Raw genomic sequence first — 11453 nt, 5'->3', positions numbered from 1 at the left:
CAAGGGAGCTTTGTGCCGATTCGCTACAGCAACACCCCATCCACCGCCTTCAACCCCTCCGGCGCGGGCTCGTCGAGCAATTCCAGCACGGCGATCTCCAGGTTCCGGCACATGGCATCCAGCGGCAGGTCGTTGGGCAAGGTGTCGAACGGGTCGGAGATCTGGTCGCCCAGTGCGTCCAGGCCGAAGAAGGTGTAGCTGAGGATGCACACCGCCAAAGGGGTGAACCAGCCGATGCTGTCGACCAGGCAGAACGGCAGCAGGAAGCAGTACACATACACTGTGCGGTGCAGCAGCAGTATGTAGGGATAGGGGATGGGCGTGCCTTTGATGCGCTCGCAGCCGCCGAGTACATAGCTCAACCGTGACAGTTGTTGGTCGATGTTCATCTGGGCCACGTCGCTGGCCTGGGTATGGCGCGCTGCGCCAAGGTACTGCTGGCCCAGCCGGCCCAGTTGCGCGCTGGCGGGGTTTTGCCTGGCCAGCAGTGCGGCGTCCACTTCCAGGCGCGCGAGCAGCGCCAGGTCGGCGTTCTCACCCCTGAGCTGGAATTTGAGCAGGTACCCGAAGCCCACCAGGCCCAAGGCAAGCGCCTTGCGAGGCGCCGCGCTCAGGGCTGGCATCAGGCTGAGTGTCTGGCGGGTGAGGTTACGGCTCACGATCAGCAACTCGCCCCACAATGTGCGAGCTTCCCAATAGCGCTGGTAGGCCACGGTGTTGCGAAACCCCAGGAAGATCGCCAGCGTAAGCCCCCATAAAGTGAAGGGGGTGGCGGTAAGGATGAACTTGAAACTGAAGAACGTGCCATGCACCGCCACCACCCCGGCGCTTACCAGCACGGTAAACAGCACCTTGCGCCAGATGGCCGGGATGATGGAGCCCTTGAGTGAGAACAACAGGGTGGCGGCGGAGGGGTTTTGCGGGCGAATGATCACGGTGGTAGAGCGCTCCGGTGGCTGGCCCGAGGGGCCTGACTGCCCGGAATGTTAGCGGCTTTTCCGTCGCCAAGCCGCGCTTGAAGCCGCACAGGCCTTCGCATGCCCAGCACACCCTCACTCCATTGCCACCCAATGGTCGGCCCCCACCGGCGAGAAACGCTGTGGCGGGGCGGTGAAGCCGGCGTCCTTGATGGGGTTGGGCGGCACGAACTCCTTGAGCAGGCTTTTGAAGTCGCGTCGGCGGCTCACCTGAGGCACGGGCACCGCGGCCAGCAGGCGTTGGGTATAGGCGTGCTGGGGGTTGTGCAGCACCTGGTCGCGGGCACCAATCTCGACGATCCGCCCGGCATACATCACCGCCACGCGGTGGCAGATCCGCTCCACAACCGCTATGTCGTGGGAGATAAACAGGTAGCTCAAGCCATGCTCGGCGCGCAGGCGTTCGAGCAGTTCCAGCACCTGGGCCTGCACTGATACATCCAGCGCGGAAACGGATTCATCGGCGATGATCACCTTGGGGTTCAGCGCCAGTGCCCGAGCGATGCAGATACGTTGGCGCTGGCCACCGGAGAACTGGTGCGGGTAGCGCTCCATGGAGGCAGCGGGCAGGTCCACTTGTTGCAGCAATTGGGCGACGCGTGCCCGCCGCTCAGGCTCTGGCGTACGGTCGTGGATCAGCAGGGGCTCGCCAACCAGGTCGAACACAGTCTTGCGCGGGTTGAGCGCGGCGTAGGGGTCCTGGAACACCATCTGCACATCACGGCGCACCCGTTGCAACGCATCGCCGGTGAGGCCGTTGAGTTCCTGGCCCAGCAATTTGATGCTGCCCTGGTAGGCCAGCATGTTCATAACGGCTTTGCCGGTGGTGGATTTGCCACAGCCGCTTTCGCCCACCAGGCCCAGGGTTTCGCCCTTGCGCAGCTCGAAGCTCAAGCCCTCCACCGCGTGCACGGTGCGTGGCCGTTCGAACCAGCCATGGCGCAGGGCGAAGCGCACATTCAGGTCTTGTACGGCCAGCACCACTGGTTTCTCGGTGAGCGCGGCCGGCGGCGGCGCAGTGCCCAATACCGGCACGGCGGCCAACAGCTTGCGGGTATACGGGGCCTGTGCAGCGGTGAACACCTCCTCCAGGCTGCCGTGCTCTTCCACGCGGCCCTGGTTCATCACCACCACTTCGTCGGCCATTTCGGCCACCACGCCCATGTCGTGGGTGATCAAGAGCAGGCTGGTCTTGAACTGCTGTTGCAGCTCACGCATCAGCTCCAGAATCTGCGCCTGGATGGTCACGTCCAGCGCGGTGGTGGGCTCATCTGCGATCAGCACTTCGGGCTGGCACAGCATCGCCATGGCGATCATCACCCGCTGGCGCATGCCGCCCGACAATTCATGAGGGTATTGGGTGAGGCGCTTGTCCACCTGGGGCATGCGCACCGCTTCCAGCATCTCGCGGCAACGCCTGCGTATATCGGCGCGGCCCATGGCTTCGTGGCGGCGCAGGGTTTCGGCCAGTTGCTGGCCCACGGTAAGCAGTGGGTTAAGGGAGGTCATCGGCTCCTGGAAGATCATGCCGATACGCTTGCCACGCAAAGCCTGCATGTCTCGCTCGGGCAGGCTCAGCAGGTCCCGGTTGCCGAACAGGATCGCGCCCGCCGGCACGCTCGCGGCCTTGGGCAGCAGGCCCATGATCGCCAGCGACGACAGCGATTTACCACTGCCCGATTCCCCGGCGATGCACAAAGTACGCCCCGGGTACAGCGCGAAGCTCAGCTCATCGACCACCCGCCTGCGCGAGGCACCGCCGCCCACGTCGATGCTCAGGCGTTCAACGGCAAGGCTGGGTACGGGCGCGGCCATCAATTGAACACCACCTTCGGGAAGTAGAACGACACCACCCAGTTGGGCAGGTCAACGATTTCGCTGATGCGCAGGTCGCCGCATACCGAGCACAGCATGTAGGCCTGTTCGGCGGGCATGCCGTGTTCGCGGCACAACCAGTCCACGGTGTTGGCCACCGCCTGGCGGGCGGCCTGCATCAGGTCCGGGCCGATGCCGGTGAAGGCCTCATAGCCGGCGCTGTCAAGGTGGCGAGTCACCGGGCCGGGCGTGCTGAAGCGCGGGGTAGCCAGTGGCGTCTGCTTGATCAGGTCCAGTTTCACCACCACGTCCATGGCGCTCTCGATCGCCGTGCCGCACACCTCGCCGTCGCCTTGCGCCGCGTGGGTGTCACCGATGGAGAACAGCGCGCCTTCCACTTCCACGGGCAGGTACAGCACGCTGCCTGCGGCCAGGTCGCGGATGTCCAGGTTGCCGCCTACACGGCGCGGCGGCACGATCGAGTGCAACCCGGCCTCGGCGGGCGCCACGCCCACGGTGCCGGCGAATGGCTTGAGCGGCACCTTGGCGAACTCGCCGAACGCTGCGGGCGCCAGGGTTTGTGTGTCGTAGTGCCACAGCGCCAGGGCGGGCTCGGGGAATTGGTCCGCCAGCAGGCCAAAGCCCGGGATGTTGGCCGTCCAGCCGAAGCCGCCCGGTTTGAAACTGTCCAAGGTGATCTTGAGGATGTCACCGGGCTGAGCGCCTTCCACAAAGATGGGGCCGGTGACTGGGTTGATCTGATCGAACGGCATCGTGCTCACGTCCGCCACTTGGGACTGGGCCGTGAAGTAGCCGTTGGATGAATCCCGGCAGTTCATTTGCAGCATGGCCCCGGGCGCCACACGCTCCACCGGGGCGAAGCTGTTGTCCCAGCCAAAGTGGCTGTTCACGCTGTGGATGGTCTTGACCAGGCAGTTCTGGCACATGGAGCGGTCCTCGTTACGATGATGGCAGTGGCCTGTACGCAGGGTGATCCCGACCCAGGCCAAGGCAAGCTTGCGGCTTACAAAAAGGGCTTATTTCACCCAGATGTAGTCGTAGTTCACCGGTACGTGTACCGGGTCTACATAGAGCGCGTCGTCCCCGCCCATGCGCTTGGAGCGCACGGTGAAGCGCTGCTCGTTGAAGATCGGCACCCAGGGGGCGTCAGCCATCACGTCGGTGAAGATCTTTTTCCAGGCCTCGGTGCGTTCGGCCTGCTGTTCAGGGGCTGCCATGGCATCGGCCTTGGCGGCGCGCTCATCCAGTGCCTTGTTGCAATACAGCGCCCAGTTCCAGCCACCGTCCACCGCACCGCTGCAGCCCAGGATCGGGCCGTAGAAGTTGGACGGGTCGGGGAAGTCCGCAATCCAGGCCATGCCGCCCGACCACACCATCGGTGCCTGGTCCTTCGAGCTGCCCGCCGCGATCACGTTGGCCTGGGCCAGGGATTTGATCTGCACGCGGATGCCTACCTTGGCCAGGTCCTGCTGGATCGACTGGGCGATGCGCGGCTGCGGGTCGGTGTTCATCACGTACAGCTCGGTGTCGAAGCCCTTGGCGAAGCCGGCGTCGGCCAGCAGCTTCTTGGCGCCCTCCACGTCGTAGGGCAAGCCCTTGTATTGGGTGTCATAACCGGGCATGGCGGGCGGCAACGGCTGGTTGGCGGGCACCGCGCGGCCGTTGATGATGCGCACGATGCGCTCCTTGCTGATGGCCATGTTCACGGCCTGGCGCACCTTGAGGTTATCGAACGGCGGCAGGGTGGTTTTCAGCGTGACGTACCCGGTTTGCAGCTGGTTGCCGGTGACCACGAGAGATTTGGATGCCGCGTCGTTCTTGAACTGCAGGAACTGCGCGGGTGGCACGCCGTCGCCGGCGATGTCCACTTCGCCCTTTTGCAGGCGCAGCAGGGCCACGGTGGGGTCCTGGCCGATTTCGAAGGTGATCTTGTCTACGTAAGGCAAGCCCTTCTGGAAGTAGTCCGGGTTCTTCACCAGTTCCAGCTTCTGCCCCAGCTGCCAGTTGGCCAGGCTAAACGCGCCGCTGCCCACCGGATGCTTGCCGAAATCGGCGCCCCATTTCTCCACGGCTTCCTTGGGCACCACCGAGGCGAAGTTGATGGCCATGATGTGCAGGAAGGTGGCATTAGGCGCGCTGAGGGTGATGGTGAGGTGCTGGTCGTCGATCACCTTGATGCCGCTGAGCGTCTCGCTCTTGCCGCCGGTAACGTCCTCGTAGCCCACGATGGAGCTGAAGAACCCTGCGCCGGGGCTCTGGGTTTTCGGGTTGACGGCGCGCTCCAGCGAGTACTTCACATCGCTGGCCACCAGCTCGCGGCCGTTCTGGAATTTCACGCCCTTCACCAGGGTGAAGCTGTACACCGTGCCGTCGGGCGATACGCTGTAGTCCTCGGCCAGGCTTTTCACCAGTTCGGTGGTGCCGGGCTTGTAGTCCATCAGCCGGCCGAACAGGCTTTTGATCATCGACCAGTTCTGCCAGTCGTAACCGATGGCGGGGTCCAGGGTGGCCACATCGTTCTGGTAGGTCACCACCACATTGCCGCCACTTTTAGGCGTTTCGGCCCACAGCGGCGTGGTGAACAGCGTGGCCGCAATGGCCAGGGTCAGCGCTTTGATCTTCATGTTTGCCCCCGTTTTATTGACAGATTCAGTGCCGCTTGATGTCGATGCGTGGGTCCACCAGCGGGATTACCAGGTCCGCCAGCAGGTTGCCCAGAACGATGGCGACCGCCGACAGCGTGGTAACGCCGACGATCACCGGAATATCCACTTGCTGGATCGACTGCCACGCCAACTGGCCGATGCCCGGCCAGCCGAACACCGACTCGACCACTACCAGGCCGCCCATGAACACGCCGATGTCGATCCCGATCATCGGGATCACCGGCACGATGGCATTGGGCAGTACGTGAACGAACACCACACGGGCCCGGCTCAGGCCCTTGGCGCGGGCGGTGCGAATGAAATCCTGATGCAGCACTTCGATCATCGAAGAGCGCACCATGCGCGAGTACCAACCGCTGCCCAGCAGGCCGAGGGTCAGCGCCGGCAGCATCAGGTGGCTCACGCCGCCATAGCCTCCCAGCGGGAACCAGCCCAGCTGCACCGCGAAGAAGTACAGAAACAGCATCGCGGCAATGAACTGGGGCGCAGACACACCCACGAACGAGAACGCCATCAGCAGTTTGTCCGCGAAGCTGTCGCGCTTGAGCGCCGCGAGCATGCCCAGGCTGATCCCGATCAACAGCTCGAAGCCGATGCCCGCCGCCATCAGTTCCAGCGAAGGGCGCAGCCGCGCGCCGATCAGCTCACTCACCGCGGTGCGCTGGATGTACGAGCGGCCCAGGTCGCCGTGCAGCAGGTTGCCCAGGTAGCTCAGGTATTGGTGGTAGAAGGGCTGGTCCAGCCCCAGTTGCGCACGGATCGCCGCGACTACTTCAGGGGTGGCGCTGCGGCCGGCGATCTGCCGGGCAGGGTCGGCGGGCAACAGGAACAGCAACAGGTAAGTGATCAGGGTCACGCCCAGCAGAATCAGCAGGGCATAGCCCACCCGGCGGCAAATGAACGGCAGCATCAGCGGCGCCCCTTGAGGGTGGGGTCGAGTTCGTCGCGCAGGGCGTCGCCGACCAGGTTGAACGCAAGCGACAGCAGAATGATCGCCGCGCCCGGAATGAACACTAGCCAGGGCGCCGAGGTGAAGTAGGTCTGGCTCTCGAAGATGATGTTGCCCCAGCTAGGCGTAGGCGGCTGTACGCCCACGCCCAGGTACGACAGCGTGGCCTCCAGCAGCACCGTGGTGGAAATGCCCAACGTGGCCCACACCAGGATGGTCGGCAGCAGGTGCGGCAGCAGGTGCGAGAACAGAATCCTCAGCGAGCTGGCGCCCAAGGTACGTTCTACCGCCACGAAATCACGGGCGCTCAGCGCTACGGTTTCGGCGTAGATCACCCGCGCGATCTGCACCCAGTTCACCATCGCGATCACCATGGCCACGATCCACACGCTGGGCTGGAAAATCGCCGACAGGGCAATCGCCAGCAGCAAGGCAGGGAAGGCCATCATCAGGTCGGTGAGGCGCATCAGTGCGCTGCCCAGCCAGCCGCGCACAAAGCCTGCGGTGAGCCCCACCAGTGTGCCGATCAGCACGGCCAACCCGTTGGCCAGCACGCCGATGAACAGGGAGGTGCGTGCGCCGAAAATCAACCTTGAGAAAAGATCGCGACCCAGCAGGTCCGTGCCCATCCAGTACGGGGTGGCAGGGGCCAGGGGTGCGCCTTCCAGCGACAGGCCCTCGACGAATTGCTCGTCCGGATCGAAGGGCGTAAGCCAGGGCGCCAGCAAAGCCAGCACCACCACGGCGGTAATGAACAACAGCGAGATGGCCACGGTCGGCCGGCGCAACAGCGCCTTGAGCGTGTTCATGCCCGGCCCTCGTCGCGTACTGCAAGGATGTCTGCGCACAGGGCTTCGATGGGGCGGTTGAGCTGCATCGACAGCGTGCGCAAGCGTTCGTACGCGGTGGCCTCGTCGATGTGCTGAGCCACCATCAAACGCGCCAATGCCTGGCCCAGCAACGGCCGCTGCGCCAGGCGGTGGCGCAGTGTTGCCAGCTCCTCGGCGTCTGCACGCTGCCGGTCGCGCAACCCCACGGCCATCATCAAGGTGGTATACACCGAGCCCTGGCTGATGGGCTTGTTAAGCAAAGCAGTGGCGCCCAGTTGCAGTGCCCGCTGGATCTGCGACAGGGTTTCGTGCGCCGTAAGCGCGACGATAGGAATGGCGGCTGCATTCAGTGCCTGTACGGCCAGGGGGCTGGCGAAATGCTCCACTTCCAGAATGGCGGCGAAGCAGCCGGCGGTGTCGCAGGGGGCGTCCTGTTCCAATGCGTGGCTTTGAATGCCCAGGCGCTGCAGGCTTTTACCAAGGCTGGCCTGGCTGCGTTCATCACAGTCGATCAATAGCAGGTGGCCTTGCCCCAGGTTGGGAAGTGCGCGTGCTTTCATTTGACGATCCTCAAATGCGGTGCCCCGCGAACGTGTCGGTCGGCCACATCCGCGTGTAGATCTGTAACGGTCAGGTAGGGATCGGCGGCCAGCGGTTGCGCCGCCGAATGCACGATTTCGAAGCTGCCTTCGCGCAGTTCGGCAATGTGGCTGCCCAGCGCGCTGTGATGATTGCGCGGTGACACACTCAAGGTGCCGAGCACGCTGGCCATCGCGTGGCCATGGAGGTGTTCGCAGATCGCGGCCGGCGTGGCGCCACCACAGGCTTGCAAGGCATCGGCGAACAACCGCAACGCAGCGTAGGCCCCAGCGTAGTAGTGCGAACAGCGGCGCGGGCCATGGGCCTGTTGCCGGGCGCAAAAGGCGGGGTCGAGCGCTTCGAAAAACGGCCCGCACGACAGCAACCGCAGCGCGTACATCGGGCCCACGGCATCCAGCTCGGCTTCGGTAAGGTTGCAACTGAGCACTGGCAGGCGCAGCCCCTGTTGCGTACAGGCGCGGTCCAGCTGCTGCAGAAATGCGTAGGAGGATTCGCCCACCAGGTTGTTCAGCACGAAAGCCGGCTGCTCTCGCATCAGCGTTTCCACCAGCGGCTCGAAGCTGGTGGCGCCCAGGTGCGCGTATTTTTCGCCCAGCACCTGGGCGCCGTTGGCTTCCAGCACTTCCCGGGCGATACGGTTGCTTTCCCAGCCCCAGACATAATTGGAGCCGAGCAAAAACGCACCGCGCCCGAAGTGGGTCAGGGCATACCGTAGCAGCGGCAACAGTGTCTGGTTGGGGCAGCCGCCCAGGTACAACACGCTCTCGCTGCTCTCATAACCTTCATAGGGGCTGGAGTACCAAAGCAGGGCGCCGTGCTGGTCCAGGTCCGGAATGATCTCCTTACGGCTGGCCGAGAGCGTGGTGCCGAATATGTGTCTCACCCCGGCGCCCAGCAATCGCGCTACGCCGCAGCTGTACTCGGCGGGTTCGCCTTTGGGGTCCACACAAATGGCCTGCAGCCGAACATCGCGGTGTGCTTCGGCGTTGAGCTCGGCAAGGGCATCCTGCAGGCCCTGCAATGCACTGCGGCCCATGCGCCGATAGGTGCCCTCGGTGGAAAGCAGAAAGCCGACAGGGACAGCGGGGCGAGCATCGAGCATGGCCGTTATCCATAAAAAAAAGCCCGATCTACCCGGCAAAGGGTTGATCAGGCTTCGGTACCTGGCGCAGCAGGCTGCGCGGATGTAGCAAGGCTTAAGGAGGTGAGTCCGGCTTGCGGGGTTGGTGAAATACTATGAAATATCTGTGCCAGTCTGTAGAGCGTCTGTTTTTCGCTTGAAACCTGGCGGCTGGTGAGGATCGCTGCCCCTTGTCAGTGCCGCCTGCATTACCTTGCCTCACCAAGGCGCACCGTTTCGCCCATTTTCCCCTGCCGTTGTTCCCGGCCCCACCAGGCAAACGCCACGACCATCACCAGGCCCAGCGCGGCCATTACCGCGCCAGCCACCGAAATCGCCGGATACCCTAGCCCCGCGTCGATCACCGCGCCGCCCAGCGCCGCCCCGATCGCGTTACCCAGGTTGAAGGCCCCAATGTTCACAGCGGATGCCAGGTTGGGTGCAGCCTTGGCGGCCTCCATCACCCTCATCTGCAACGGCGGCACCAGCGCAAAACTTGCGACGCCCCATACCAGCACTGCCAGCGCGGTCGGCAGTGCCCATCGCGTGATCACCGAAAACGCGAGCAATACCACGACCAATACCGCCAACGAAACGATCAGGGTACGGTCCACGGAACGGTCCGCCGCCTTGCCACCCCAGATATTGCCCAACGTCAAGCCCACGCCAAACAGCACCAACATGCCGGTGATAAAGGTCGTGGAAGCTCCCGTCTGGCTGTGCAGGATAGGCGCGATGTAGGTGAACACGGTAAACATCGCCCCGGAGCCCACTACTGTCAGTGCCAGTGCTGCCAGCACGGGCCCGCGACCCAGTACACGAATCTCGGCCAGTACGCCGTCGCTTTTCGGCAGCGGTACATCGGGCAACGCGATCCACAGTGCTGCCATCGCAATCACCCCAAGGCCCGCGATCCCGGCGAACGCGGTGCGCCATCCCAACAGCTCGCCGAACCAGGTGGCCAGGGGCACGCCGCCAATCGTGGCGACGGTGAGCCCCATGAACATCGCCGCTACTGCGCCCGCGCGTTTGTCGGGCGGCACCAGGCTGGCGGCCACGATAGAGCCCACGCCGAAGAACGCGCCGTGATTGAGCGAGGTCACCAAACGGGCGATGAGCAGGCTTTGATAGTCGGTGGCCAGTGCGGACATCAGGTTGCCCAGGGTGAAAATAGCCATCAGCCCGATCAACAACCACCGGCGGGGGATCTTGCCCGTGGTTAGGGTCATCAACGGGGCGCCAACCAGAACGCCCAGGGCGTAGGCACTGACGAGCAGGCCAGCCGAGGGGATGGACACCCCCAGGTCGGTCGCGATGCTGGGCAACATGCCCATGGGGGCAAACTCGGTGACACCGATGCCAAAGGCACCGATGGCAAGGGCTGTGAGCGGTGGATTAATGTGCATGAGCGGCTCCTTATCTATGCGCCAGATGGTACGATCCGGGCAAATGGCGCGGTAGACCGCCAAAAAGGGAAGTACTTTTGCGCTGGAGGCACAGATGGATTTCAATGGCCGGTCCGGGGAAATGGAAGTGTTCGCCCGGGTGGTTCAGGCGGGCAGCCTGTCGGCCGCCGGGCGTGCGCTGGGGCTGACGCCGTCGGCGGTCAGCCGCATCATCGCGCGCACCGAACAGCGAATCGGCACCCGGCTGCTACTGCGCACCACCCGTGCCCTTACGCTTACCGCAGAGGGGGAGGCTTATTTACGCGGTGCGCGGCGCATCCTGGCAGACATGGCGGAAGTGGAAGAGGCCATTGCCGCTCAGGGCGTACCCAAGGGCCGGCTGCGGGTCAGCGCCGCGCTGGGTCATGGCCGGCTTGCCGTTGTACCGCTGGTGGCCGCCTTCACGCAGCGCTATCCGGAAGTGCGCGTGGACCTCGCGCTGGGCGACGAGGTGGTCGATATCCTTGCCGGGCAAGCCGACGTGGCCCTGCGGTTCGGCCACCTGCCGGACAGCCCGCTCACCGCCCGCTACATTGGCGATACCGGCCAGGTAGTGGTGGCCTCGCCGGATTACCTTGAGCGCCACGGTACACCGCAACAGCCCGAGGACCTTGGCCGGCACAATTGCCTGCGGTTCAACTTTCGGCGGGCGACAACGGATTGGCCATTCGTGCGGGATGGGCAGGCCTTTTCGCTCAAGGTCGCTGGCACCATCGAATGCAGCAGCGGTGAAGCGCTGGCGCAACTGGCCGTGCTGGGAGCGGGTATCGCGCGCATCGGTACCTTCACCGTGGCCGACGATTTGAAACACGGGCGCCTGGTGCCGCTGCTGGAGGCCTTCAACCCGGGTGACCGGGAGCCGATCCATGCCGTGTTCGTGGGCGGCCCAGCGATGCCCGCGCGGGTAAGGGTGTTCGTGGACTTTCTACTGGAGCACCACCGCATGGGCGACCCTTGACCGCCGACATCCCGCTGCCGGCCCGCTTGGCATTTGCCGTTTGAGAATATTCCCCGGCCCTCTGTAGAATCC

Annotated in this window: 10 protein-coding genes; 1 reads left to right on the top strand and 9 read right to left on the bottom strand. The window is 64.3% G+C overall.

Features of this window, described 5'->3' with window-relative positions; all coding sequences use genetic code 11:
• Positions 1–23: 23 nt before the first annotated feature.
• The 9 genes from G7016_RS16130 to G7016_RS16090 all read right to left on the bottom strand — a co-directional run bounded on the left by G7016_RS16130 (position 24) and on the right by G7016_RS16090 (position 10384).
• Complete coding sequence (locus G7016_RS16130; protein WP_181116214.1) at positions 24–935, bottom strand: bestrophin family protein; 912 nt, start codon at positions 933–935, stop codon at positions 24–26.
• Between the two features lie 117 nt (positions 936–1052).
• A complete protein-coding gene (locus G7016_RS16125) occupies positions 1053–2792 on the bottom strand; it encodes an ABC transporter ATP-binding protein (RefSeq protein ID WP_181116212.1) in 1740 nt (579 codons plus the stop codon).
• Positions 2792–3739: an acetamidase/formamidase family protein gene (locus G7016_RS16120; RefSeq protein WP_181116210.1), complete on the bottom strand. Its 948-nt coding sequence runs from the start codon at positions 3737–3739 to the stop codon at positions 2792–2794. The genes G7016_RS16125 and G7016_RS16120 overlap by 1 nt, the downstream gene beginning before the upstream one ends.
• A 90-nt stretch (positions 3740–3829) precedes the next feature.
• Positions 3830–5437 carry an ABC transporter substrate-binding protein gene (locus G7016_RS16115; RefSeq protein ID WP_181116208.1) on the bottom strand — a complete coding sequence of 536 codons (1608 nt, stop codon included), beginning with the start codon at positions 5435–5437 and terminating at the stop codon, positions 3830–3832.
• A gap of 25 nt (positions 5438–5462) precedes the next feature.
• Positions 5463–6389, bottom strand: a complete 927-nt coding sequence (locus tag G7016_RS16110) for an ABC transporter permease (protein ID WP_181116206.1) — start codon at positions 6387–6389, stop codon at positions 5463–5465.
• A complete protein-coding gene (locus tag G7016_RS16105; RefSeq protein ID WP_181116203.1) occupies positions 6389–7237 on the bottom strand; it encodes an ABC transporter permease in 849 nt (282 codons plus the stop codon). Before G7016_RS16105 ends, G7016_RS16110 begins: the two co-directional genes overlap by 1 nt.
• Entirely contained in the window at positions 7234–7818 is a 585-nt protein-coding gene (locus tag G7016_RS16100; protein ID WP_181116200.1) for an ANTAR domain-containing response regulator, read from the bottom strand. The genes G7016_RS16105 and G7016_RS16100 overlap by 4 nt, the downstream gene beginning before the upstream one ends.
• Entirely contained in the window at positions 7815–8960 is a 1146-nt protein-coding gene (locus G7016_RS16095; RefSeq protein ID WP_181116197.1) for a transporter substrate-binding protein, read from the bottom strand. The genes G7016_RS16100 and G7016_RS16095 overlap by 4 nt, the downstream gene beginning before the upstream one ends.
• Before the next feature lie 227 nt (positions 8961–9187).
• Positions 9188–10384 (bottom strand): MFS transporter, encoded by a 1197-nt coding sequence (locus G7016_RS16090; RefSeq protein ID WP_181116194.1) that lies wholly within the window; start codon positions 10382–10384, stop codon positions 9188–9190.
• Positions 10385–10478: 94 nt separating this feature from the next.
• On the opposite strand from G7016_RS16090, the gene G7016_RS16085 reads away from it, so the two are divergent.
• Entirely contained in the window at positions 10479–11381 is a 903-nt protein-coding gene (locus G7016_RS16085) for a LysR family transcriptional regulator (protein ID WP_181116191.1), read from the top strand.
• The last annotated feature ends 72 nt before the right edge of the window (positions 11382–11453 follow it).

This window comes from Pseudomonas japonica, assembly GCF_013522925.1.
GTDB classification, from domain to species: domain Bacteria; phylum Pseudomonadota; class Gammaproteobacteria; order Pseudomonadales; family Pseudomonadaceae; genus Aquipseudomonas; species Aquipseudomonas japonica_A.
This window is presented reverse-complemented; position numbering and strand designations above follow the sequence as displayed.

Coding starts and splice junctions, on each gene's coding strand:
- G7016_RS16110 (WP_181116206.1), bottom strand. CDS start 6,389: ATGCTGCCGTTCATTTGCCGCCGGGTGGGCTATGCCCTGCTGATTCTG.
- G7016_RS16105 (WP_181116203.1), bottom strand. CDS start 7,237: ATGAACACGCTCAAGGCGCTGTTGCGCCGGCCGACCGTGGCCATCTCG.
- G7016_RS16125 (WP_181116212.1), bottom strand. CDS start 2,792: ATGGCCGCGCCCGTACCCAGCCTTGCCGTTGAACGCCTGAGCATCGAC.
- G7016_RS16095 (WP_181116197.1), bottom strand. CDS start 8,960: ATGCTCGATGCTCGCCCCGCTGTCCCTGTCGGCTTTCTGCTTTCCACC.
- G7016_RS16120 (WP_181116210.1), bottom strand. CDS start 3,739: ATGTGCCAGAACTGCCTGGTCAAGACCATCCACAGCGTGAACAGCCAC.
- G7016_RS16100 (WP_181116200.1), bottom strand. CDS start 7,818: ATGAAAGCACGCGCACTTCCCAACCTGGGGCAAGGCCACCTGCTATTG.
- G7016_RS16085 (WP_181116191.1), top strand. CDS start 10,479: ATGGATTTCAATGGCCGGTCCGGGGAAATGGAAGTGTTCGCCCGGGTG.
- G7016_RS16115 (WP_181116208.1), bottom strand. CDS start 5,437: ATGAAGATCAAAGCGCTGACCCTGGCCATTGCGGCCACGCTGTTCACC.
- G7016_RS16090 (WP_181116194.1), bottom strand. CDS start 10,384: ATGCACATTAATCCACCGCTCACAGCCCTTGCCATCGGTGCCTTTGGC.